This is a genomic window from Agrobacterium sp. 5Ca39, from assembly GCF_055382365.1.
Window position 1 is genome coordinate 2,528,756 of record NZ_AP026436.1, and the last position, 23,745, is coordinate 2,552,500.

24 protein-coding genes and 1 rRNA gene (1 of these 25 running past the window's edge) are annotated in these 23,745 nt (G+C 58.6%); 9 read left to right on the forward strand and 16 right to left on the reverse strand.

The features are described from left to right. Positions 1–19: 19 nt before the first annotated feature. From ACZ47E_RS12365 to chvI, 5 genes are all read right to left on the reverse strand, one after another. The gene (locus ACZ47E_RS12365) at positions 20–295 is read right to left on the reverse strand and encodes an HPr family phosphocarrier protein (protein WP_004444304.1); all 276 of its coding nucleotides are present in this window, start codon (positions 293–295) and stop codon (positions 20–22) included. A gap of 11 nt (positions 296–306) precedes the next feature. Continuing rightward, positions 307–708 carry a PTS sugar transporter subunit IIA gene (locus tag ACZ47E_RS12370; RefSeq protein ID WP_003505374.1) on the reverse strand — a complete coding sequence of 134 codons (402 nt, stop codon included), beginning with the start codon at positions 706–708 and terminating at the stop codon, positions 307–309. 125 nt (positions 709–833) lie between these two features. Further along, positions 834–1,298 (reverse strand): HPr kinase/phosphorylase, encoded by a 465-nt coding sequence (locus ACZ47E_RS12375; RefSeq protein ID WP_004444313.1) that lies wholly within the window; start codon positions 1,296–1,298, stop codon positions 834–836. Then, positions 1,288–3,078 carry a two-component system sensor histidine kinase ChvG gene (gene chvG, locus ACZ47E_RS12380; protein ID WP_004444315.1) on the reverse strand — a complete coding sequence of 597 codons (1,791 nt, stop codon included), beginning with the start codon at positions 3,076–3,078 and terminating at the stop codon, positions 1,288–1,290. The genes ACZ47E_RS12375 and chvG overlap by 11 nt, the downstream gene beginning before the upstream one ends. A gap of 57 nt (positions 3,079–3,135) precedes the next feature. Continuing rightward, positions 3,136–3,861, reverse strand: a complete 726-nt coding sequence (gene chvI, locus ACZ47E_RS12385; RefSeq protein WP_006700117.1) for a two-component system response regulator ChvI — start codon at positions 3,859–3,861, stop codon at positions 3,136–3,138. A 338-nt stretch (positions 3,862–4,199) separates the two neighbouring features. Between chvI and ACZ47E_RS12390 the strand changes: the two genes are divergently transcribed. The 3 genes from ACZ47E_RS12390 to lysM all read left to right on the forward strand — a co-directional run bounded on the left by ACZ47E_RS12390 (position 4,200) and on the right by lysM (position 6,908). After that, positions 4,200–5,810 (forward strand): phosphoenolpyruvate carboxykinase, encoded by a 1,611-nt coding sequence (locus ACZ47E_RS12390; RefSeq protein WP_035208087.1) that lies wholly within the window; start codon positions 4,200–4,202, stop codon positions 5,808–5,810. Positions 5,811–5,937: 127 nt separating this feature from the next. Next, on the forward strand, positions 5,938–6,372 hold the full coding sequence (gene arfB / locus ACZ47E_RS12395) for an alternative ribosome rescue aminoacyl-tRNA hydrolase ArfB (RefSeq protein WP_004444320.1): 435 nt from the start codon (positions 5,938–5,940) through the stop codon (positions 6,370–6,372). 86 nt (positions 6,373–6,458) lie between these two features. Beyond that, positions 6,459–6,908, forward strand: coding sequence for a peptidoglycan-binding protein LysM (lysM, locus tag ACZ47E_RS12400; RefSeq protein ID WP_006700119.1), 450 nt, complete (start codon positions 6,459–6,461; stop codon positions 6,906–6,908). Positions 6,909–6,956: 48 nt separating this feature from the next. On the opposite strand, the gene coaA is transcribed toward lysM, so the two are convergent. The 7 genes from coaA to hisB are packed head-to-tail and all read right to left on the reverse strand — an operon-like array spanning position 6,957 to position 11,577. Continuing rightward, the gene (gene coaA, locus ACZ47E_RS12405; protein ID WP_004444323.1) at positions 6,957–7,958 is read right to left on the reverse strand and encodes a type I pantothenate kinase; all 1,002 of its coding nucleotides are present in this window, start codon (positions 7,956–7,958) and stop codon (positions 6,957–6,959) included. After that, complete coding sequence (locus ACZ47E_RS12410; protein WP_004444325.1) at positions 7,955–8,278, reverse strand: phosphoribosyl-ATP diphosphatase; 324 nt, start codon at positions 8,276–8,278, stop codon at positions 7,955–7,957. The genes coaA and ACZ47E_RS12410 overlap by 4 nt, the downstream gene beginning before the upstream one ends. A 15-nt stretch (positions 8,279–8,293) precedes the next feature. Beyond that, entirely contained in the window at positions 8,294–9,070 is a 777-nt protein-coding gene (gene hisF / locus ACZ47E_RS12415; RefSeq protein ID WP_004444327.1) for an imidazole glycerol phosphate synthase subunit HisF, read from the reverse strand. Next, the gene (hisA, locus tag ACZ47E_RS12420; RefSeq protein ID WP_142186932.1) at positions 9,067–9,810 is read right to left on the reverse strand and encodes a 1-(5-phosphoribosyl)-5-[(5-phosphoribosylamino)methylideneamino]imidazole-4-carboxamide isomerase; all 744 of its coding nucleotides are present in this window, start codon (positions 9,808–9,810) and stop codon (positions 9,067–9,069) included. The genes hisF and hisA overlap by 4 nt, the downstream gene beginning before the upstream one ends. Before the next feature lies 1 nt (position 9,811). After that, positions 9,812–10,462 (reverse strand): imidazole glycerol phosphate synthase subunit HisH, encoded by a 651-nt coding sequence (hisH, locus tag ACZ47E_RS12425; protein ID WP_004444331.1) that lies wholly within the window; start codon positions 10,460–10,462, stop codon positions 9,812–9,814. A gap of 1 nt (position 10,463) precedes the next feature. Next, the gene (locus ACZ47E_RS12430) at positions 10,464–10,958 is read right to left on the reverse strand and encodes a DUF2628 domain-containing protein (RefSeq protein WP_278067118.1); all 495 of its coding nucleotides are present in this window, start codon (positions 10,956–10,958) and stop codon (positions 10,464–10,466) included. A 22-nt stretch (positions 10,959–10,980) separates the two neighbouring features. Next, positions 10,981–11,577 carry an imidazoleglycerol-phosphate dehydratase HisB gene (hisB, locus tag ACZ47E_RS12435; protein ID WP_113381965.1) on the reverse strand — a complete coding sequence of 199 codons (597 nt, stop codon included), beginning with the start codon at positions 11,575–11,577 and terminating at the stop codon, positions 10,981–10,983. A gap of 201 nt (positions 11,578–11,778) precedes the next feature. Between hisB and hslV the strand changes: the two genes are divergently transcribed. The 4 genes from hslV to ACZ47E_RS12455 all read left to right on the forward strand — a co-directional run bounded on the left by hslV (position 11,779) and on the right by ACZ47E_RS12455 (position 17,136). Then, entirely contained in the window at positions 11,779–12,303 is a 525-nt protein-coding gene (gene hslV / locus ACZ47E_RS12440) for an ATP-dependent protease subunit HslV (RefSeq protein WP_004444336.1), read from the forward strand. Between the two features lie 73 nt (positions 12,304–12,376). Beyond that, on the forward strand, positions 12,377–13,684 hold the full coding sequence (gene hslU / locus ACZ47E_RS12445; RefSeq protein ID WP_004444342.1) for an ATP-dependent protease ATPase subunit HslU: 1,308 nt from the start codon (positions 12,377–12,379) through the stop codon (positions 13,682–13,684). A gap of 198 nt (positions 13,685–13,882) precedes the next feature. Continuing rightward, positions 13,883–14,848: a DUF1402 family protein gene (locus ACZ47E_RS12450; RefSeq protein WP_278067119.1), complete on the forward strand. Its 966-nt coding sequence runs from the start codon at positions 13,883–13,885 to the stop codon at positions 14,846–14,848. Positions 14,849–14,967: 119 nt separating this feature from the next. Beyond that, positions 14,968–17,136, forward strand: coding sequence for a malate synthase G (locus ACZ47E_RS12455; RefSeq protein ID WP_278067120.1), 2,169 nt, complete (start codon positions 14,968–14,970; stop codon positions 17,134–17,136). A gap of 76 nt (positions 17,137–17,212) precedes the next feature. On the opposite strand, the gene ACZ47E_RS12460 is transcribed toward ACZ47E_RS12455, so the two are convergent. Then, positions 17,213–17,926, reverse strand: a complete 714-nt coding sequence (locus tag ACZ47E_RS12460) for a L,D-transpeptidase (RefSeq protein ID WP_006700126.1) — start codon at positions 17,924–17,926, stop codon at positions 17,213–17,215. 184 nt (positions 17,927–18,110) lie between these two features. On the opposite strand from ACZ47E_RS12460, the gene ACZ47E_RS12465 reads away from it, so the two are divergent. Next, positions 18,111–18,596 (forward strand): MmcB family DNA repair protein, encoded by a 486-nt coding sequence (locus ACZ47E_RS12465; protein ID WP_004444350.1) that lies wholly within the window; start codon positions 18,111–18,113, stop codon positions 18,594–18,596. A gap of 4 nt (positions 18,597–18,600) precedes the next feature. Here ACZ47E_RS12465 and ACZ47E_RS12470 read toward each other — a convergent pair whose 3' ends face one another. The 3 genes from ACZ47E_RS12470 to hrpB all read right to left on the reverse strand — a co-directional run bounded on the left by ACZ47E_RS12470 (position 18,601) and on the right by hrpB (position 23,078). Beyond that, a complete protein-coding gene (locus tag ACZ47E_RS12470; RefSeq protein ID WP_207588259.1) occupies positions 18,601–19,188 on the reverse strand; it encodes an ActR/PrrA/RegA family redox response regulator transcription factor in 588 nt (195 codons plus the stop codon). Between the two features lie 69 nt (positions 19,189–19,257). Beyond that, entirely contained in the window at positions 19,258–20,565 is a 1,308-nt protein-coding gene (gene actS, locus ACZ47E_RS12475) for a two-component system sensor histidine kinase ActS (protein ID WP_081093539.1), read from the reverse strand. A gap of 26 nt (positions 20,566–20,591) precedes the next feature. Beyond that, a complete protein-coding gene (gene hrpB / locus ACZ47E_RS12480) occupies positions 20,592–23,078 on the reverse strand; it encodes an ATP-dependent helicase HrpB (protein ID WP_464016860.1) in 2,487 nt (828 codons plus the stop codon). Between the two features lie 661 nt (positions 23,079–23,739). On the opposite strand from hrpB, the gene ACZ47E_RS12485 reads away from it, so the two are divergent. Further along, positions 23,740–23,745, forward strand: a 16S ribosomal RNA gene (locus ACZ47E_RS12485) (it continues 1,479 nt past the right edge of the window).

Below are 23,745 nucleotides of genomic sequence, written 5' to 3' on the forward strand. Positions count from 1 at the left end.
GTCTTTATATGGCGCCGGCTCAGGCTTCTTCGCCGAACCGGTCGGCGACCAGGGCCTCAAGTGCGGCGAGCGCCTCTTCGGCCTGATTGCCGCTCGCCTCGACATAGACACTGCATCCGGGGCTGGCCGCCAGCATCATGAGACCCATGATCGAGGTGCCGCCGACGGTCATGCCGTCTTTCGAAACCGTAATGGTCGCGTCGAAGCCTTCAACCATCTGAACGAATTTCGCTGATGCCCGGGCATGGAGACCGCGTTTGTTGATGATCGGTAGTTCCCGGGAGAGTGGCGACATGGGCTGACTTCTTATTTGCCGCTTAAAACGCGGCTGGCGACGTTGATATATTTGCGGCCGGCATCGGATGCGTCCTGAAGGGCCTTGTCCATATTGTCTTCGCTGCGAACGCCGGCAAGTTTGATCAGCATCGGCAGGTTAACCCCGGCGATGACTTCGACATTGCCGTTATTCATGACCGAAATCGCAAGATTGGAAGGCGTGCCGCCAAACATGTCCGTCAGGATGATGACGCCATTGCCGTCATTGGCGCGCGCGACAGCGTCGATGATATCCTGCCGGCGCTGATCCATGTCGTCTTCGGGACCGATACAGACCGTCTCGATCAATTTCTGGGGACCGACGACATGCTCCAACGCATGACGAAACTCCTCAGCCAGCTTGCCGTGGGTGACAAGCACTAGTCCGATCATGAAATGCTCCCTTGCACACGCACTCTCATTGCCGACTATCGCAACGCGGCAATCCTGTCCATCGGTGGGATTTCATCTTGATGAGGAAAATGCGAATCGCAAGCCTAAAATCGCCCGAATCATCGTCACTTCACATTCGTTTTGAAAAGATTCTGAGCAAGTGCAGCAAATTTTCCATAGGGCGTGAGACTTGAAAGCGGAATACGCAGAAGCGGAAGATGCCCGCCGCACGGCAGCGATAACATCTCGTCATCTTCGGGAAGTCTTGGATTTTCGGGTGAAACAACTGTCGTGACGGCGAAATGTAGTGGCGCGCGCGCAATGCTTTTAAGTGAAACAATGCCGCTGCCGCGTAATTCCAACAGGCCGGCGATGGCTTCCGGCCGTTCGGCGATGATGGTCTCGCCATCGCGATACACGAAAATCTGATCGTCCGCGATCAATGCGGCCGGCAATCCGCACCGTTCCGCTTCCGTCAGGAAGCTGAAGGCGAGTTCGCTTTTGCCGCTGCCCGACGGCCCCGTGAATAGGATGCCGGTGTTTTGAACAACGATCGCGGTTGCGTGCAGGTTGAAGCGTTCAGCGTTCATGGGTTTCAGCCGCCGGCAGCGACAGAGTGAAGCGCGCGCCTGATATCACGCCATATTTGTCGACGACGTTCTCTGCCCGCAGGCTGCCGCCATGGGCTTCCGCGATCTGGCGGCTGATGGAAAGGCCAAGGCCGGAGTTCTGTCCGAAACCTTCGCTCGCCGGCCGGTCGGTGTAGAAACGCTCAAAAATCCGGTCGATATCTTCGGCCTGAATGCCGGGCCCGTTGTCCTCTACCTGCACGATGCAACGATCCTTGTGACGGGAGAGGCGTACCGTGATGCGGCCGCTTTCTTCGGCAACGAAGGAGCGCGCATTCTCGATGAGGTTGGTGACGATCTGGCCGATACGCAGATCGTGGCCGTTCACCACGAAGGAGGTCTTTGCGCCCGCTTTCCGGTCGACAACATAGTCGATCGTCACGCTTTTCTTCTTGGTGCTTATCTGGCGGGATATATCCACCAGACCCTTCATCAGCACATCAAGATCGAGCGGCGCGGCGTCGGCGCGCGCCAGTTCGGCGTCAAGCCGTGAGGCGTCCGAAATATCGCTGATCAGGCGGTCGAGACGGCGCACATCGTGGAAGATGATCTCCGTCAGGCGCTGTTTGGACTCTTCGGTCTTGGCGCGCGGCAGGGTTTCCACGGCGCTGCGCAGCGAGGTCAGCGGGTTCTTGAGCTCGTGGCTGACATCTGCGGCGAAACTTTCGATCGCATCGATACGGTCGTAAAGCGCCGTCGTCATTTCACGCAGCGCAATAGAGAGGTTGCCGATCTCATCCTGGCGCGCCGAGAAATCCGGTATTTCCTCACGGGTTCTCGCCCCGCGGCGCACGCGGATAGCGGCCGCCGACAGCCGCCGCAGCGGCGTAGCGATGGTGGAGGAGAGGAGCAGCGACAGCACGATGTTGACCAGCGTGGCGATGCCAAAGACGCGCATGATGGCGAGGCGCTCGGCATGCACGATCTTGTCGATATCGCCCGCTTGTGTCGAAAGCAGCAGAACGCCGAGCACGGCCCGGAAACGCTGTACCGGTACGGCCACGGAAACAATCAGCTCACCCTTTTCCGTGACACGCACGACCGCGCCGCGCACGCCGGTCAGCGCGTTCATCACTTCCGGATAGATAGAGCCATCGCCGCCCGGCGCTTCCTTGTATTGCGGCAGGCTGCTCGGCTGCAGCATGCGGTTGAACATGCTGGTGAACCAGTCGCCCCAGGTCTGCGTCTCGGGCGTTACTGGCGGCAGGTCGAAGCGCAGCACCTGACCGCGCGAATAAAGATGGCGGGAATCGAGCAACAGATTGGCGTCCGCATCGAACAGCCGCGCGCGGGTGCGCGTCGGCGAAATCAGCCGCCGCAGCACTGGTGCCACCCGTTCGGGATTGATCGGGAAACTCAAATCCTCATCGTTCGGTGCGGGCGTGATGCTCTGGCCCGCCTGCAACTCGAGCAGCTTTTCCGGATTGATGGTGATCGAGTTGGTATCGACAGAGGCGGAAGCGGAAACCGCGCCGGCGATGATTTCGCCCTGCGTCAGCAGGCTTTCCACGCGCGCATCGATCAGCCCCTCGCGGAACTGGTTGAGATAGAGAATGCCGCCGACCAGAACCACCGTCGCGGCGACGTTGAAGAACAGGATGCGGCGCGTGAGGCTGGAAAACACCGCATTGCCGAAAATGCGCCGGATGATCGTCAGCGGATGGATACGATGGCGGCGTTCGCTGCCGCGTTCTTCGGCATCGTCACTGTCCGAGACGGTTTCCGGCGTTTTTTTCAACACGTATTCAAGTCCTTACCACCCCGTACCGGGCGGTCCCTTCTGCGTGAGTCGGCTCGTTCAAGCCGCTTCGCGGAAGCGATATCCTACGCCATAAAGCGTTTCAATCATATCGAAGTCGCCATCGACCAGTTTGAACTTCTTGCGAAGACGCTTGATGTGGCTGTCGATGGTGCGGTCGTCCACATAGACCTGCTCGTCATAAGCGGCATCCATCAGCGCGTCGCGGCTTTTCACGACACCTGGACGTTGTGCCAGCGAATGCAGGATGAGGAATTCGGTTACCGTCAGTGTTACCGGTTCGCCCTTCCAGGTGCAGGTATGCCGTTCCTGATCCATGGCGAGCTGCCCGCGCTCCAGTGTGCGCGCCTGTTGGTCTGCCGTCGGCTTCAGAACGTTGCCGGTTGCGGCGGATGCTTCGCGGCTGCTGGCGCGGCGCAGGATGGCTTTGACGCGTTCCACCAGAAGGCGTTGCGAGAACGGCTTGGTGATGAAGTCGTCCGCGCCCATCTTCAGGCCGAACAATTCGTCGATCTCTTCATCCTTCGAGGTGAGGAAGATGACCGGCAGATCCGACTTCTGGCGAAGGCGCCGCAAAAGCTCCATGCCGTCCATGCGGGGCATCTTAATATCGAAAATGGCGAGCTGCGGCGGACGGGCGATCAACCCGTCAAGCGCGGAAGCGCCGTCCGTATACGTTTCGACCCGGTAGCCTTCGGCTTCGAGCGCGATCGATACCGAAGTGAGAATATTCCGGTCATCGTCGACAAGCGCGATCGTCTGCATGTAGTTGGTCTCCATCGTCATTTTCTCGTAACTCCCGACATTCACCCAGCCAGGTTGTGCGCCGCGAGCCACTCTCTTGAGTATAAAGGTGGAACAAATTGTGGCAAAGGAAAACTCACCCCAAAATCGCAAGGGTGGGACGAGGAGATTTCGTAGAGACGCCGCAGCTGAATTTTAATGCGTCTTCAACCGATTTAAAAAGAAATAAAATCTTTTAAATCGATTAATATATTGAAATTACTAAGTTTTTTAAACTTCGGCTCTTGCGTTTCCAAGAGGTGCCACGTATTTTCCGTGAAAATTTCAACGGCCTTATCGTCATTAACAAGGAACGCGTCATGACCGAGATTGGGGTTCATAATCCTGCCAACGGAGTTGCAGAACTCGGATTGGGCAAGGCTTCCCGCGTCTTTTATAACCTCAATGAGAGCGAACTATACGAAGAGGCAATCCGCAACGGCGAGGCCGAGCTGACCATCGACGGTGCGCTGCGCGCCGTCACCGGCCAGCACACGGGTCGTTCTCCGAAGGACAAATTCGTCGTGCGCGACGCGTCCACCGAGAACACCATCTGGTGGGACAACAACAAGCCGCTGTCGCCGGAAAACTTCGAGTTGTTGCGCCAGGACATGTTGGCCCATGCCGCCGGAAAGACGCTCTATGTTCAGGACCTGATCGGCGGCGCCGATGAGGAAAACGCTCTGCCGACACGCGTCGTCACCGAGCTTGCCTGGCATTCGCTGTTCATCCGCAATCTGCTGATCCGTCCGAAGCAGGAAAAACTGGCGGGCTTCAAGCAGAAGCTCACCATCATCAATCTGCCGAGCTTCAAGGCAGATCCGGCCCGTCATGGTGTCCGTTCGGAAACAGTCATCGCCTGCGACCTTACCAACGGCCTCGTTCTCATCGGCGGCACGTCCTATGCCGGTGAAAACAAGAAGTCGGTCTTCACGGTGCTGAACTACCTGCTGCCAGCCAAGGGTGTCATGCCCATGCATTGCTCGGCTAATGTCGGTCCGCAGGGTGATTCTGCCGTTTTCTTCGGCCTCTCCGGCACCGGCAAGACCACGCTGTCGGCTGATCCGTCGCGCACGCTCATCGGTGATGACGAACATGGCTGGGGCGAACACGGCATCTTCAATTTCGAAGGCGGCTGCTATGCCAAGGCGATCAAGCTTTCGGCCGAGGCCGAGCCGGAAATCTACGCCGCGACCCGCCGTTTCGGCACGGTTCTTGAGAACGTCGTGCTGGACGAAAACCGCGTTCCTGATTTCAACGACAATTCGCTGACGGAAAACACCCGCAGCGCCTATCCGCTGCACTTCATTCCGAATGCATCGGAGACGGGTATTGCAGGCCACCCGAAGACGATCATCATGCTGACGGCTGACGCCTTCGGCGTGCTGCCGCCGATTGCCCGGCTGACACCGGAGCAGGCCATGTACCACTTCCTCTCCGGTTACACCGCCAAGGTCGCCGGTACGGAAAAGGGCGTGACCGAGCCGGAAGCGACATTCTCTACCTGCTTTGGCGCCCCCTTCATGCCGCGCCATCCGGCCGAATATGGCAACCTGCTGCGTGAGCTGATCGGCAAGCACGGTGTGGATTGCTGGCTGGTCAATACCGGCTGGACAGGCGGCGCTTACGGCATCGGCAAGCGTATGCCCATCAAGGCCACCCGCGCGCTTCTGACCGCCGCTCTCACTGGGGATCTGAAGAACGCACAGTTCCGCACCGATGCGAATTTCGGCTTCGCCGTCCCTCAGTCGCTTGAAGGTGTTGACAGCGCGATCCTCGATCCGCGTTCCACCTGGGCCGATGGCGCAGCTTATGACGCGCAAGCCAAGAAGCTGGTGTCGATGTTCGTCACGAACTTCACCAAGTTCGAAGACCACGTCGACAGCAAGGTTCGTGACGCAGCGCCGGGCCTTTTGCTCGCGGCAGAATGAATAAGCCTCGTTTATGAGGAGGAGGGGAACCCGGCCCAAGTGCCGGGTTTCTTTTTGCCGGGTTCTTTCGTTTTGTCCTTGTTTTCATTTTTGACGATCTGTGGCATCACCGGCGCGGAGAGAAAACATGGCCAGCGACCCGCTTTACATCAATAACCGCATCACTATTGCCGGCTGGGAGCTGACGGAGCAATTCGTGCTGGCCGGCGGGCCGGGCGGCCAGAACGTCAACAAGGTTTCGACAGCGGTTCAGCTATTTTTCGACATTGCGAATTCACCCTCCCTTCCGGAAAGGGTGAAGGTCAATGCGCTGCGGCTCGGTGGCAGGCGCGTATCAAAAGAAGGCGTGCTGATGATCGAAGCGAGCCGGTTTCGCAGCCAGGAGCGCAATCGTGAGGATGCGCGCGAGCGCCTGAAGGAACTGATCCTCGAAGCCGCCGCCCCCCCGCCGCCGGTGCGCAAGGCTACCAAACCCACCAAGGGCTCCGTCGAGCGCCGCCTCAAGGCGAAGTCCGGTCGCTCCGATATCAAGAAGATGCGCGGCAAACCTTCGGGCGAATAAGCGACGATCAGACGACGAATCTCTCGCCCTTGTCATGGAGCTTCAAATATCGTCTGGTAAGCCTCCCTACAACCAAGGAGGGTGCTATGGGTCTGTTCAATTTCATCAAGGAAGCGGGAAAGAAGCTTGGTATCGGCGGCGACGACGCGCCGGATGTCGAAGCGGTCAAGAAGGAACTCGCTTCCCACGATCTCGGCACCGACAAGGTTCAGGTCGAGGTGGTGGACGACAAGGTTGTCCTGAAGGGCGAAGTGGCCGATCAGTCGATTTTCGAAAAGGCGGTCATCGCGGTCGGCAACACGCTCGGCATTTCCAAGGTCGAGGCCGGCGAGTTGAAAGTGGCCGAAGCGCCGGCAAAAGAACCGGTCTTCTATACGGTCAAAAAGGGTGACAATCTCTGGAAGATTGCGGAGGCGCAATATGGCAAGGCCAATGGCGCGAAGAACAACATCATCTTCGAAGCCAACAAGCCGATGCTGACGCACCCCGACAAGATTTATCCCGGCCAGGTTCTGCGCATTCCAGACCTTGCCTGATAACGCCTTGTAATCGCTGCGACGGAGATGCCGCCTTCGCGGCATCTTTCACAATTTGCGAAGCGCGACCGTGTCGATCAGATGGTTTTTGCCCTTGCGTAAAATAAGGTCGGCGCGCGGGCGGGTCGGCACGATGTTCTGCCGCAGGTTCTTCAGGTTGATGTTCTGCCAGAGGCCTTCAGCAATGCTGAGCGCCGCTTCTTCGCTGATCGAGGCATAACGGTTGAAGAATGAATTGGGATCGCGGAAGGCGGTTTTTCTCAGATTCATGAACCGGTTCACATACCAGTTGTGAATAAGGCCTTCATCAGCGTCGATATAGATCGAGAAATCGAAGAAGTCGGAAACGATCGGCACGATCCTCCCGCCTGCCGGCAGGTCGCGCGATTGCAGCACGTTGATGCCTTCGAAGATGAGAATATCCGGCTGGTCGATGACAGTGAACTCGTTCGGCAGAACGTCATAGGTCAGGTGCGAATAACGCGGCGCCTTGACATTGGGCTGGCCTGCCTTGATGGCCGACAGGAAACGCAGGAGCGCGCCGATATCGTAGCTCTCCGGGAAGCCTTTACGCTCCATCAGATTCTCGCGCCGCAATACCTCGTTCGGATAGAGAAATCCGTCAGTGGTGATGAGGTCGACCTTGGGACTGGAAGGCCAGCGCGCCAGAAGCTCTTTCAGAATACGTGCGGTCGTGGATTTGCCAACGGCAACGGAGCCCGCAATGCCGATGACGAAGGGCGTCTTGTTGACGTCAGCCATGTTGAGGAAGCGGTTGCGTTGCTCGAACAACAGCTGCGATGCTTCCACATGGGAAGACAGCAGGCGCGACAGAGACAGGTAGATGCGCCGTACCTCATCCAGATCGATCGGATCATCCAGCGAACGCAGCCGTTTGACCTCGTCGGCAGAAAGCGTCAATGGCGTGTCGGCACGAAACTTCGACCATTCTTCCGAACTGAAGAAGTGGTAGGGCGAATATTCATCCGGTCGGAAATGATCGAGTGTGCTCGGCATGCCTCTCTCCCCGCTGCCTGCCTCGATCTTCATGATGTCGGCCTCGCTGCCTTTTCCGCAAGACCGGTTTGCCCGGTCCTGCGCTCCAGCTCGGCGAAAACCTCATTCAGCGGGATGTCGGCGATCTTCAAAACCACCAGCAGATGGTAAAGCAGGTCCGCCGCTTCGTTCTTCAGCCCGTCGCGGTCTTTTGCGATGGCCGCAATGACGGCTTCCACGGCTTCTTCGCCGAGTTTCTTCGCCGCACGCTCCTGGCCAGCCGCAACCAGCTTGGCCGTCCAGGATTCGTCAGGAGAGGCAGCGGCGCGGGTTGCGACGATGCGCTCCAGATCGGAAAGGGAAAATGCGCTCATGGGGGAATCCTGCAATCAGTCGAGACGCATGGCGATGCCATGCTCGGCCATGTAGTTCTTGGCTTCACCGATCGAATAAGTGCCGAAGTGGAAGATCGAAGCGGCAAGCACCGCAGTCGCATGGCCATCCCGAACCCCTGCCACCAGATCGTCCAGCGTGCCGACGCCCCCCGAAGCGATGACGGGGACTCGAACCTGATCGGCAATGCTGCGCGTCAGGCCGATATCGTAACCGCTCTTTGTGCCGTCGCGGTCCATCGAGGTGACAAGCAATTCGCCGGCGCCGCGTTCGACCATCTTGATGGCGAATTCCACGGCGTCAATCCCGGTCGGCTGGCGTCCGCCATGGGTGAATATTTCCCAGCGGCCTTCTTCCCCATCCTTCGAAACCCGCTTGGCGTCTATCGAAACGACGATGCACTGGTTGCCGAACTTGTCGGCCGCCTGCGCCACGAAGTCGGGATCCTTGACCGCTGCGGAATTGATCGAGACCTTGTCGGCCCCGCACAGAAGCAGCTTGCGGATGTCGGCGACGGCGCGAACCCCGCCACCGACGGTCAGTGGCATGAAGCAATGATCGGCGGTGCGTGAAACGACATCGAAGATCGTGTCGCGATTATCCGAAGAGGCGGTAATGTCCAGGAAGCAGAGTTCGTCCGCGCCTGCCGCATCATAGGCTTTCGCCGCCTCGACCGGGTCGCCGGCGTCGATCAGGTCGACGAAGTTCACGCCCTTGACGACACGGCCGTCTTTCACATCCAGGCAGGGAATAACGCGGGCTTTTAGGGTCATACGCGTACCTCCTTTGCGGCCTTGATGAGGGCGAGCGCCTCCGCCGGATCGATACGGCCGTCATAAAGCGCGCGGCCGGAAATCGCGCCCTCAAGCTTTGCCGCATCCGGCTGCAACATGCGCTTGATGTCGTCGATGGAGGCAAGACCACCGGACGCGATGACCGGGATGGAGACGGCGTCGGCCAGTTCCAGCGTTGAGGCCCAATTTATACCGGCCAGAATGCCGTCACGATCGATATCGGTATAGATGATCGCGGCAACACCAGCGCCTTCGAAACGTTTGGCAAGCTCGATCACGCCGAGTTCGGAGGCTTCCGCCCAGCCTTCCACCGCAACCTTGCCGCCCTTGGCATCGATACCGACGGCGACCTGGCCGGGAAAACGCTTGCAGGCTTCAATGACCAGAACCGGATCGCGCACCGCCACGGTGCCGAGAATGACGCGAGCAAGCCCACGGCTCAGCCAGGCCTCGATATGATCGAGCGTGCGGATGCCGCCGCCCAGCTGCACCGGGTTTTTCGTCGCCTTCAGAATGGCATCAACCGCCGCGCCATTGACCGTCTGGCCGGCGAACGCACCGTTGAGATCAACGACATGCAGCCATTCAAAGCCTTGATCCTCGAAGGCTTTCGCCTGTGCGCCGGGGTCGGTATTATAGACGGTGGCCTGGTCCATATCGCCGAGTTTCAGGCGAACGCACTGGCCGTCTTTAAGGTCGATTGCGGGAAAAAGAATCATGTCAGGGCTTCCAGCGCAGGAAATTGGAGATCAGGGCAAGGCCGAGCGTCTGGCTTTTTTCCGGGTGGAATTGCGCGCCGGCCATATTGTCGCGACCGACGAAAGCCGTCATCGCGCCACCGTAATTTGTGGTGGCGATGACATCCGTCGAGTGCTTGGCCGCCAGATGATAGGAATGCACGAAATAGGCGTGCAAGCCATCCGCGCCCGTCTTGATGCCGTCGAACAGCGGGTGGGCGTGGCGGATTTCCAGCGTGTTCCAGCCGATCTGCGGAATCTTCAGGTTCTTATCGGCAGGCGTCATTTCCACGACGTCACCCTCGATCCAGCCGAGCCCGGTGCTAACAGTCTTTTCCAGCCCGCGCGAGGACATGAGCTGCATGCCGACGCAGATGCCGAGGAAGGGATGCGCCTTTTTCTCGACGGCTTCAAGGAGCGCCTCATGCATTCCGGGAACGGCATCCAGACCGGCGCGGCAGTCGGCATAAGCGCCGACACCAGGCAGCACGATGCGGTCTGCCGAGGCGACGTGATCCGGCTTGTCGGTCAAATCAATGGTTGCGTTGATGCCGGCTTCACGCGCGGCACGCTCGAAAGCTTTGGTGGCCGAACGCAGGTTGCCCGAGCCGTAGTCGATGATCGCGACACGCATGTCAGCGCCTTCCATTCAAGTCAAAAAGAAACGATCCGGCGGGATCGTTGACGAAGTTTTTGCCGCCGCTCTTTTGCGGCGAAGGGGTCCAGACCGGCTGCGACAGCTGTTCTTCGGCGTCAGCGTTTTCGGAGAGACCGGAGAAATATATGTCTTCGGCGCTCGAAAGATCAGGGGCGGAAACGACTGACTTCAGCGTCCAACCCTTGCGGATCAGGTGCCGGACGAGAAAATTGCGTCCCTCCAGCGCTGTTATGAGCCCAATCGTGAAACCAACAAGAATTCCGGCAGGTTCGAATCCGGCTAACATCGAGACTTGTCCGGCCGCAACGAGTGCGATGACAACGATAGCCGTCGCCAGCCACAGCCGGTTGATCGCAAGCCATAACCATGGCGCAAAGAGAGCCAGCCAGACGAAACGATCGGCAATGAATCGGGTCGTCTTGTGGTCCCTGTCCGGCCCGTTGGGGGCTTCCAGAACGAGATAGCTTGTCATGGGCTTCCTGACAGCTTTGGCGTCAGGCCAGCATGCCCTTTGTCGAGGGAACGCGGCCTGCCTGCCGGGGGTCGATCTCGGTTGCCGTGCGAAGAACGCGGGCAACGGCCTTGAAGCATGTTTCGGCGATATGATGGTTGTTGGCGCCGTAATGGTTCAGGATATGCAGCGTGATGCCGGCATTCTGGGCGAGCGCCTGAAAGAATTCGCGCACCAGTTCCGTGTCGAAGGTGCCGATCTTTGGCGCGGAAAAATTGACGTTCCAGACGAGGAACGGCCGGCCGGAAATATCGACGGCGGCCTTGGTCATCGTCTCGTCCATGGCAAGGTCGAGCGAGGCGTAGCGGGCAATACCGCGCCGGTCGCCCAGCGCCTTCGCGATCGCCTGGCCAATGGCGATACCGGTATCTTCCACGGTGTGATGATCATCGATGTGAAGGTCGCCCTGAACCTCGATATCCATGTCGATCAACGAATGGCGGCTCAGCTGGTCCAGCATATGGTCGAAAAATCCCACGCCGGTGGAAATTTTCGATTTGCCGGTGCCGTCGATATCCACACGCACTGAAACCGAAGTTTCGTTGGTCTTGCGGATAATCTCGCCTTTACGTTCTGCCATTTTGGCCGCTCCGTGAAAATGTCGCCGTTCCTTATCAGCACGGGACACAAATATCCAGTTGTTCCATCGTCTTGGCTGACCTGCGGAAAACCCGGTGTGATCCCGATGATTGCAATCGCAAAAACCAGACTTACATAGAACCCGAAAAGGGCCGCAACCCGGCCCGTTAACTCCAGGCCCGGCAGGGCAGACAGGTGTTTGATGACAACAATCATTACAGTCAGAAAGGGCGGCAAGGTCGTCATGGCTGGCGACGGGCAGGTGAGCCTCGGCCAGACCGTCATGAAGGGCAACGCCCGCAAGGTTCGCCGCATCGGCAAGGGTGAAGTGATTGCCGGTTTCGCAGGCGCGACGGCCGATGCTTTTACTTTGCTTGACCGCCTCGAGAAGAAACTCGAGCAATATCCCGGCCAGCTCATGCGCGCCGCCGTGGAACTCGCAAAAGACTGGCGCACGGATAAATATCTGCGCAATCTCGAAGCGATGATGCTGGTCGCCGATAAATCCACCACGCTTGCCATTACCGGCAATGGCGATGTGCTGGAGCCCGAGCACGGCGCAATCGCCATCGGTTCCGGCGGCAATTATGCTTTCGCTGCCGCCCGCGCCATGATGGATACCGACAAGTCGGCCGAAGACGTGGCCCGGCAGGCGCTCGATATCGCCGCCGATATCTGCGTTTATACCAATCACAATCTCGTCGTGGAAACGCTCGACGCCGAGTAAGCGTATTTCTCACCAATGGGTCCTGTGGGCCGGGCCGAATGGCCGGCCGGAACAGGAAAGCCGAGAGGACAGAATGACCACTTTTTCTCCCCGGGAAATCGTCTCGGAACTGGACCGCCACATCATCGGTCAGCACGATGCAAAACGGGCGGTCGCGATTGCGCTGCGCAATCGCTGGCGTCGCCAGCAGCTCGATGAGAGCCTGCGCGACGAAGTCATGCCAAAAAATATTCTCATGATCGGGCCGACCGGTGTCGGCAAGACGGAAATCTCGCGCCGCCTCGCCAAGTTGGCCGGCGCGCCTTTCATCAAGGTTGAAGCCACCAAGTTCACCGAAGTCGGTTATGTCGGCCGCGATGTCGAGCAGATCATTCGTGACCTTGTCGAGATTGGTATCGGCCTCGTGCGCGAAAAGAAGCGCGCCGAAGTGCAGGCCAAGGCGCATCAGAGCGCCGAAGAGCGCGTGCTCGACGCGTTGGTCGGCTCAACCGCGTCACCGGGCACGCGCGAGAGCTTCCGCAAGAAGCTGCGCGATGGTGAATTGGACGACAAGGAAATCGACATCGAGGTGGCCGATAGCGGATCGGGCATGCCCGGTTTCGAAATCCCTGGCATGCCGGGCGCCAATATTGGCGTGCTCAACTTGTCGGAAATGTTCGGCAAAGCCATGGGCGGACGCACCAAGAAGGTGCGCACGACGGTGTCGAAATCCTATGCCGACCTTATCCGTGACGAATCCGACAAGCTGCTGGACAATGAGATGATCCAGCGCGAAGCGGTCAAGTCGGTGGAAAATGACGGCATCGTCTTCCTTGACGAGATCGACAAGATTGCGGCCCGCGATGGCGGCATGGGCGCCGGCGTCTCGCGCGAAGGCGTGCAGCGCGACCTGCTGCCGCTCGTCGAAGGCACGACGGTTTCGACCAAATATGGGCCGGTCAAGACCGACCATATCCTGTTCATCGCATCGGGCGCCTTCCATGTGGCGAAGCCGTCGGATCTCCTGCCTGAGCTTCAGGGCCGCCTGCCGATCCGCGTTGAGCTGAAGCCACTGACCAGGGAAGATTTCCGCCGTATCCTGACGGAGACGGAAGCAAGCCTCATCCGCCAGTACAAGGCGCTGATGGCGACGGAAGAACTGGATCTCGACTTCACCGACGACGCCATCGATGCTCTGGCTGATGTGGCCGTTCATCTCAACTCGTCGGTCGAAAATATCGGTGCCCGCCGTCTGCAGACGGTAATGGAGCGTGTTTTGGACGAAATTTCCTTCAACGCGCCGGATCGTGGCGGTTCCGCCGTCAAGATCGATCAGGAATATGTCCGTAAACATGTCGGCGACCTCGCCGCCGATACGGACCTCTCGCGCTATATTCTCTGAAGACTTCAGGGATCGAGGAAAGAAGAGTGCGGCCATATTTGCCGCACTCTTTTATTTTATCTGCCTCATCTCGCATTCAGCCCGCATTTTGTTTATGGGAAGGGCTGCATTCCGGTTGGAACCGTTTTAGTGGAATGATCAGGTTTTCCAGCACCTTTCGCTGGCAGAAGCCGCAGGCTTGAGAAAAGGCATTCGCTCGTGCGCAAAACTCTTCTGGCATTTGCCGCTGCTTTGACGTTCACCGTCACCGCGTCTTCTTATGTGGAGGCCGCAACGGTCGTGCCGCCGGGCAATCGCAATGCCCAGCAACCGGGCGTTCCCGGTGCTTCCGCCAAAAGAACCAAGGCGTCCAACACGTCTTTTGAGCGCAAATACCAGAAGGTCATCGATCTTTTGTCTTCTGACAAGGCGCTGATCGCCAAGATCAAGTCGACGGCCGGGCGTTACGGGATTGATCCGATCCATATGATCGGCGCGATCGTTGGCGAACACACTTATAATGTCGATGCCTATGACCGGCTGCAGTCTTATTACGTCAAGGCAGCTTCTTACGCGGGTAGCAGCTTCCGTTTCGGCTATAAGGATGAAACGATTGCGCAGTTTCTGACGCATTCGCAATTTTCCAAATGCCAGTCGAAGAAGGATTCCTACAGTCTCTGGAACTGCCGGGAAGATGTATGGGATGACAGTTTCCGCGGCAAGACCGTCGATGGCGTGACCTATCCGAACAACCGTTTCAGTGCTGTGTTCTTCCAGCCCTTTTATGCCGGCCAGACCTTCGGCCTCGGCCAGATAAATCCGCTGACGGCGCTGATGCTGTCCGACATGGTGGCGAGAACGTCGGGTTATGAGAAGCTGGACGAGAACGACGCCACCGCGGTCTACACCGCCATCATGGACCCCGACCGCTCGCTGGCTTTCATGGCGGCCTCTATCCGCAAATCGATCGATGATTACCGGTCGATTGCCGATATGGATATTTCGAAGAATCCGGGCGTGACCTCCACGCTTTATAATGTCGGTGGGTCGCAACAGCGCGCTGCTATTCTGGCCCAAAAGAACCGCCAGCGCGCCGCAGGCGGGGAACAGCCACTGTTGCCGGAGGAAAATTATTACGGCTGGCTGGTGAATGACCGCATCAAGGATCTCCAGGCGCTTTTGTAGAAAACGGCGACTATACGCTGCATTGTTTCCAAAAAGGAAATAATATTTGGCTGGCTGCCGCAATTGACGAGCGCCCGCCTCCGCGTCCAATCTGTGTTTCCAGAATAGAGGAGGCGCATGTGAGCCGCACGAATAAATTCGGCCTTTCCATCGATGACAGGCTTTATGCCTTTTTGACTGAAGATGTCCTGCCGGGCACGGGTCTAAACAGCGAGGCGTTCTTCGAAGGCTTTTCGGCCATTGTTCACGAGCTTTCTCCGAAGAACCGTGAACTGCTCGCCAAGCGCGATGCGTTGCAGGAAAAAATCGACGGCTGGTACCGAGAGAACGGTGCCCCCTCGGATTTCGATGTATACGAGGCATTCCTGAGGGAAATTGGATACCTTTTGCCGGAAGGTCCTGATTTCAAGGTGGAAACCAGCAACGTCGATCCGGAAATTGCTGCCGTCGCCGGTCCGCAGCTCGTTGTTCCCGTCATGAATGCCCGTTATGCGTTGAACGCCGCCAATGCCCGTTGGGGTTCGCTTTACGATGCACTCTATGGCACGGATGCCATTTCTGATGCCGATGGTGCCGAAAAGGGCAGGGCCTATAACCCGAAGCGCGGTGAAAAGGTCATCGCCTGGGCACGCAACTTCCTCGATGAAACCGCTCCGCTTTTGAGCGGCAGCTGGTCTGATGTCACCGGTTTCGAGATCGTCGATGGGCTGCTGCAGCTTGTTGCCAGCAATGGCGGGACCGGTCTCAAGGACGAAACGCAATTCAAGGGTTTCACCGGGGAAGCGGCAAAGCCCGCGACGATCCTGCTCGGCAAGAACGGTCTGCATACCGAAATCGTGATCGATCCCTCGACCGAAATCGGCAAGGGCGACAGGGCGGGCATCTCTGATGTCATTCTTGAATCCGCCCTGACGACCATCATGGATTGCGAAGATTCGGTTGCCGCAGTCGATGCCGAGGACAAGGTTCTGGTTTACGGTAACTGGCTCGGCCTGATGCGTGGAGACCTGGCGGAAGAGGTCTCCAAGGGCGGCCACACTTTCACGCGCCGCCTCAACCCGGATCGCTATTATACAGCGCCCAATGGCTCCGCGCTGACGCTGCCGGGCCGGTCGCTGATGCTGGTGCGCAATGTCGGTCATCTCATGACCAATCCGGCAATCCTTGATCGGGATGGGCGTGAAGTACCCGAGGGCATCATGGATGCCGTCGTCACGGCGCTCATTGCACTCTATGACGTCGGCCCTTCCGGGCGACGCCAGAATTCTCGGGCCGGCTCCATGTATGTGGTGAAGCCGAAGATGCATGGGCCGGAAGAAGTGGCCTTCGCCAACGAGATTTTCACGCGGGTCGAAGAGCTTGTCGGCATGCAGCCAAACACCATGAAGATGGGCATCATGGATGAGGAGCGCCGCACCACTGTTAACCTCAAGGAAAGCATTCGCGCAGCGAAGGATCGTGTGGTCTTCATCAATACAGGCTTCCTCGACCGTACCGGCGACGAAATCCATACCTCCATGGAAGCGGGTCCGATGATCCGCAAGGGCGACATGAAGCAGGCCGCCTGGATCGCCGCTTATGAAAACTGGAACGTCGATATCGGGCTAGAATGCGGTCTTTCCGGCCATGCGCAGATCGGCAAAGGCATGTGGGCCATGCCCGACCTGATGGCGGCGATGCTGGAGCAGAAGATTGCGCATCCGAAGGCGGGTGCCAACACGGCGTGGGTGCCGTCGCCGACCGCTGCGACGCTGCATGCCACGCATTATCACAAGGTCGATGTCGCCGCTGTTCAGCAAGAGCTGAAAAGCCGCGGCCGTGCGAAGCTTTCCGACATTCTGTCAGTGCCGGTTGCGCCGCGTCCCAACTGGACGCCGGAAGAAGTCCAGCATGAACTCGACAACAATGCGCAGGGCATTCTCGGCTATGTGGTGCGCTGGGTTGATCAGGGTGTCGGCTGCTCCAAGGTACCAGACATCAACAATATCGGTCTGATGGAGGATCGCGCGACGCTTCGCATTTCAGCGCAGCACATGGCGAACTGGCTGCGCCACGGCGTCGTGACAGAGGCGCAGATCGTCGAGACCATGAAGCGCATGGCGGCTGTGGTCGACGCGCAGAATGCAGGCGATCCGGCCTATCTGCCGATGGCGTCTGACTTTGAAGGATCGGTAGCCTTTCAGGCTGCTGTCGAACTGGTGTTGAAGGGCCGGGAGCAACCGAACGGCTACACTGAACCGGTCCTGCACCGCCGCCGCCTCGAGCTGAAGGCAAAGCAGGCGGCGTAATCTCCGCCCTTTTCACCAGTAAAAAAGCCGCCGGGACGTTTCCCGGCGGCTTTTTCTTGATCTGCTGTTGCGGCCCTTACTGGATCACGACGACCTTGGTGCTGCGGCCTGGGCGGACGCGGCTGTAAAGATCGATCACATCCTGGTTGATCATGCGGATGCAGCCGGAAGAAGCGGCGGTGCCGATCGAGGCCCATTCGGGCGAACCGTGGATACGGAACAGCGTATCCTGTCCCTTTTCGTTAAAGAGATACATGGCGCGCGCGCCGAGCGGGTTGGAAAGGCCGGGGCCCATGCCGGCCTCGACATATTTCGCCACTTCCGGCTTGCGGTCTGCCATTTCCTTTGGCGGATGCCACATCGGCCATTCCTGCTTCCAGGCCACATAGGCTTCACCGGCCCAGGCGAAACCAGCCTTGCCGACGCCGATGCCGTAACGCACGGCGCGGTTGCCGGAGAGGATATAATAAAGGAAACGATCGCGCGTATTGACGATGATCGTGCCGGGACGCTCGTTGGTCTGGAACTCGACGATCTGGCGACGGTACTTCTCATTCACACGGTTGATCGGAATGGCCGGCAGCGCATAGCCCGCATCGGTCACCGGACCATAAACATCATTGAAGATCTGCACCGTCTCGACTTTCGCCGGAACGGGATCAGCAACCGGTACGGAGGCTGCGATCTTGCCTGATGTTGGAGTGGCGGATTGGGAGGTAGTTTCGGCGCAGCCGGCCAGTGCCAGTGCTGCCGTCAGACCGAGTATGGTCAATGGGGTACGGATGCGCATGTCGTTCTCGCGGAAAATTCGCCAAATTGTGCGAAGGAGTAGGCTTAATAGGATAAATCGGTTATTTTCCATTCAGCCGCTCTTGGCAAGCCGTTGTGCAGCCGCGAAACGGCACCGCATTTAAAATTGCCGGTTGATTGCCTTTTTTGCAACAATAGGCCAAACGCTTCAGCAGCCTTTATCCATGACTATTCTTTCCGTTACCAACAATAATCCGTTAATCGACGGCCGCCAGTCGGACAAGGCGATGCTGGTGCGCCGCGGCGTGCAGGTGCTCTTGCACGAAATGCGCCACTCGGTCTTGCCGGAACTGCCGCTTGCAAGCGGGCGACGGGCAGATCTGATCAGCCTGTCGGTCAAGGGTGAAATCTGGATCATCGAGATCAAATCCTCGATCGAGGATTTCCGCGTCGATCGCAAATGGCCGGAATACCGCCTGCATTGCGATCGATTGTTTTTTGCCACCCATCCGGAAGTTCCAACCGATATATTCCCGGAGGAATGCGGGTTGATACTGTCGGATGGGTATGGCGCTCACATGCTTCGCGACGCGCCGGAACATAAATTGCCGCCGGCGACCCGCAAATCTGTCATGCTGGATTTTTCCAGAACCGCTGCGACCCGGCTTATGCTGGCGGAATGGACCACCGGGCGCAGCTTTGGCGAATAGGCGCTTATTTGGGCGCGCGCTTCGCGAGAATACGCTGCAGCGTCCTTCGGTGCATGTTCAGTCGCCGCGCCGTTTCCGAGACGTTGCGCTCGCACATCTCATAAACGCGCTGAATGTGCTCCCACCGAACCCGGTCGGCTGACATCGGGTTTTCGGGCACTTCCGTCTTTTCACCCTTGCGCTGCGTCAGGGCGTTGAACACGTCGTCGGCATCGGCAGGCTTGGCCAGATAGTCCAGCGCCCCCAGTTTTACGGCGGTAACAGCGGTGGCGATATTGCCGTAGCCGGTCAGAACGACGATCTGCGTGTCGTCGCGGTTCTGCCTGATGGCTTCGATCACTTCCAGCCCGTTGCCATCCGCAAGCCGCAGATCGACAACCGCATATTTCGGCGGCGCAGCCTTGGAACGCGCGATGCCTTCGCTCACGGTCTCGGCAGTGTCGACAATAAAGCCACGTGTCTCCATGGCCCGGGCAAGCCGCCGCAGGAAAGGGCCATCGTCATCAACGATCAGCAGAGATTTGTCAGGTCCGATAGGATCGATATCGTCCGCCGGCGCGCTTGTGGATAAGGTCTGGTCTTCTGTCTTCATGTCTCCGGCCTTCCGGCAACGTCATCGGCTTTTCTTGTTCTTATTGCCGCTTCAGCGTGAATGGTAAAGTCAACGGCTTCTTTTATCCTCCATGAGCGCCCGAGGCCAGACGATTGTGACCCGCGCGCCGGTTCCGGTTGTGCCGCGATTTTCGAACGCGACGGTGGCGCCGGAGCGCTCCAGCAAGGTCTTGGCGATAAAGAGCCCGAGCCCGAGCCCACCTGCACGTGTGTCATTGTGACGTTCGGTCACATAGGGCTCGCCGATACGGGCAAGCACGTCATGGGCATAACCCGGCCCATCGTCTTCAATGATGACTGCGACGTTCTGATGATCGTAATCCACCGTTACGGTGACTTTTTCGCGCGCATAATCCACGCCATTTTCAATGAGGTTGCCAAGGCCGTAGATGATGCCGGCATTGCGGATTCCGACCGGCTCGTCGGCGCGATTGTTCTTTTCAACCAGTTCCAGACGAATGCCGAATTCGCGATGCGGCGCCATTACCTCCTCGATCAGCGATGAAAGCGGCAGGCGGCGCATGTGCTCCTCATTGTCGGCGGACAGGGAGGTGAGACGACGCAGAATGTCGCGGCATCTTTCGCTCTGGCTGCGCAGCAGCGCTATGTCCTCGCCATATTTCTCATCATCCCCAAGTTCCCGCTCCATCTCCTTGGCGACGACGCTGATCGTCGCAAGGGGCGTACCCAGCTCGTGCGCTGCGGCGGCCGCCAGGCCGTCGAGCTGTGAAAGATGTTTTTCCCGTTCCAGCACCAGTTCGGTCGCAGCCAGCGCATCCGCGAGCTGATTGGCTTCGTGGGAAACGCGATAGGCATAAAAAGCTGCGAAAGACGTGGTGGCAATGATCGCCACCCAGGTGCCGACATGCAGCAGAAGCTGGATCGGCAAGACCTCACCGGGATACCAGGGAACCGGAAAGGGCGAAAAGGCGATCGCCGTCGAGCAGATGACGGCAAAGCCGAGGAGAATGAGGGAATGCCGCAACGGTTGGGAGGCAAAGGCAATGATGACCTGCACGCAGATCAGCGGCGCGAATGGATTGGAAAGTCCGCCTGTGATGTAGATCAGCGCCGTCAATTGCAAAAGGTCAAAGGCCAGCAGCAATGTCGCTTCCCACGGCTCCAGCCGGTAGGTGGAGGGAAAACGGGCCGTGAGAAAAAGGTTGGCGAGCGCCAGCGCCGCGATCAAAAGGCCGCAGGCCAAAAGTGGCAGCGGAAAATTCAGCCCGAAGGCGACAAGCAGGATCGTCGCCGTCTGTCCCGCAACCGCCAGCCAGCGAAGCCACACAATGGTCTGCAACCTTATCCTGCGGCTGGCGCGGCCAAGCCTGGTGGTTTCGATCGGATGGCCAGCCACCTTCGTCTCCTTTACCCTTGTCATCATCACGTTCCGCGCGGTTTCGCACGGCTGGTCGGCAGGGCATCGGCGGGATCCTCCGGCCACGGATGACGCGGATAGCGACCACGCATATCTGCCCGCACGTCCTTCCACGATCCCGCCCAGAAGCCGGGAAGATCACGTGTCGTCTGTATCGGCCTGTGCGCAGGCGACGTCAATTCCAGGAGCAGCGGCAACCGCCCCTGCGCAATGGCCGGGTGCGCCTTCAGCCCGAAAAGCTCCTGCACGCGAATGGAAAGCGTCGGCTCGCTGGCGTCATAGCGGATGGGGTGCCGCTGGCCCGTCGGCGCTTCGAAATGGGTCGGCGCCAGCCTGCCGAGATCTCGGGCGACCTCATGTGGCACCAGGGACAGAATCCCTTCGGAAAGACTGCCGGGCCGGATGTCCTGAAGGCTCCGGACGCCATGCTGAAAAGGGATGAACCATTCGTCCAGCCGCGAAAGCAACGCCTCGTCGCTGACATCCGGCCAGGGCTCTCCGATGCTGGCATTCAGAAATCCGATCCGATCGCGCAATTGCGCGGTCTCTTTCGAAAAAGGAAGTATGCCGATGCCGAAATCCCGAACGCCGTTGGCGAGCGCTTGCGCTGCCTGCTCACCGTCGGGACGGGGCAGGGGCGTTTCGTCCAGAATGATAGCGCCCAGACGCACTACCCGGCGCGCCCGCGCCTGTCCGCTCGCCTTGTCGAACAGCAGCTGATCCTGCTGAACGATAAGATGTGGCATACGCTCTTCTATATCGGCCCTGTCGATGCCGGCCGCCGCAAGGATGCGCGGCTGCGCGGCTCGTCCCGTAATGTCAGCGACAACAAGCATTCGGCTCGCCGCCAGCCGCTCCGTTTCAGCCAGTTCAGCCCCGCGGCCATTCGCCATGACATACCGGCCGCGCGCGCCGCGCTGAAGCGCGATCCTGTCCGGATATGCGTGCAGCAGAAGCGGTCCTGCCTCGCTCGGCAGGTCGTTTGCCGCCGGCATATCACCGACTGTGTCGAGAAGGCGGAAAGCCAGCTTGCGCGCCGCCTGCGCCCTTTCACCTCTATCGGCAAGAAAGCGCCGCAGTCTGTCATCGAGATCGATATCATGTCCGCCCATGCCCTGTTCCGTCAGCATGACCGCAAGCATCGCCGCCTTTTTTCCCGAGCCTTCGCCTGCGGCTGCAATCACCATCGCTGCGAGCCTCGGCGGCAGGGAGAGGCCTCGCATCAGGCGGCCCTGCGGCGTCAGTGCGCCGCTTTTATCGAGGGCGCCAAGATTTTTCAGGAGTGCGATCGATTCTTTGAGTGCAGCCTCAGGTGGCGCGTCCAGAAAGGCGAGAGACGAGGGGTCATGAACACCCCAATGGGCAAGATCGAGCGCAAGGCCGGCAAGATCGCTCGCCAAAATTTGCGGCGGCGTAAATGCACTGAGTGCTGCCGTCTGCCCCTGATGCCAGAGGCGAATGGCAACACCGGGCTCGGTTCGGCCGGCGCGGCCGGCGCGCTGATCGGCCGAGGCGCGTGATGCCCGCACGGTCTCAAGCCTGGTGATGCCGGTCGCCGGTTCGAAAACCGGCAACCGCTGCAGACCGCTGTCGACCACGACCCTCACACCATCGATGGTTATCGAGGTCTCCGCTATCGATGTTGCAAGGACAATCTTCCGTCGCCCGGAGGCTGCCGGCTTGATTGCGGCGTCCTGCTCCTTCTGAGAAAGATTGCCGTAAAGCGGGATGATATCCGTATCGTCGGGGAAATGTCCTTCCAGCCTTGCAGCCGTCCGGGTAATTTCCGACTGTCCGGGCAGGAAGGCCAGAATGGACCCTGTTTCCGATGCATGGGCTTCCCTAATTGCCCTTGCCACCTTTTCATCGACCGGCATGCCCTGCCAGCGTTCCTCGTAACGAATGTCGATCGGAAAGGTCCTTCCAAGACTTTGAATGACCGGAGCGCCACCCATAAGCGCGCTGATGCGTTCAACGTCGAGAGTTGCGGACATGACGAGGATCCGCAGGTCCTCACGCAAACCGGTCTGGACATCGAGGGCCAGCGCCAGCCCGAAATCACCGTCAAGCGAGCGCTCATGAAATTCGTCGAATATCACTGTCGAGACATCGGAAAGCTCGGGATCATCCAGAACCATCCGCGCAAATACGCCTTCCGTTACCACCTCGATCCGGGTTTTTGATGAAATACGATTGTCGAGCCGCATGCGGTATCCGACGGTGTCACCGACATCTTCATGCAGGAGATCGGCCATGCGTCCCGCCGCTGCGCGGGCTGCAAGCCGGCGTGGCTCGAGAAGAATGATCTTTCCGTCGCCCCGCCACCTCTGCTGTAGGAGATAAAGCGGCACCAGCGTCGTTTTGCCCGCCCCGGGAGGGGCCGAGAGAACCGCACGTCTCGCCCCCGACAAGGCACCTGCGATTTCCGCGAGAACAGCGCTGACGGGAAGTTCAGGTAAGTCGGTCTTTATTGGCGCTGGTGTTCTGGTCATGCAAAGGAGCCTGGTATTAGGGTAGCATATGAGCGTCTTCTTGTTGTTTTAATGCACGACACGACGGTTTGACAGCCGGCCACGCCGCTTTCGAAGATATGCCACCGGCAAAATGGCGGTCCCCGCGGGAAGGCTCGGACGTTTTAAAAGGCGCAGATGGCCGGTGCGCAGCAAAACGCTCGCGGGATTTGGCGCATTCTGTGGGTTTTCGCATAAATGGCTAATTATCCTAATATATTTCAATGACTTACCAAAAATGTCAGTTTTTTGACGGTAGGTGTGTTGACTTGTTTGAGGTGATGGATTTATAAGTCCGCTCACTGAACGAGGGCGGCGGCGCTGCTGGCGACGAAGTCTTTCGTTCTAAATAAATCAAGGAATGAGCTGGTTGCTTGTTTGGTTTCGAGGCCTGATGGTTTCGGGGATTTGATTTTTTGACTGCTTTTGGTGGTCTGTTTTTTGACAATTGAATATGAGAAGAAAGAGAAACGTGGGCGGCGAAGCTTGCGGGGTCTGAATGTAATTTGGATCTCTGGAATAGACTTTGACGGTCACGTTTGGATAAGAGAATACACCTCATTATGAGCGCAGTGATGCGCGGAATGATGGGTGTGAGTTCTCGTCGATTCAGAACGACGTGATTTAGTTAAGATTGAATTCTCAACTT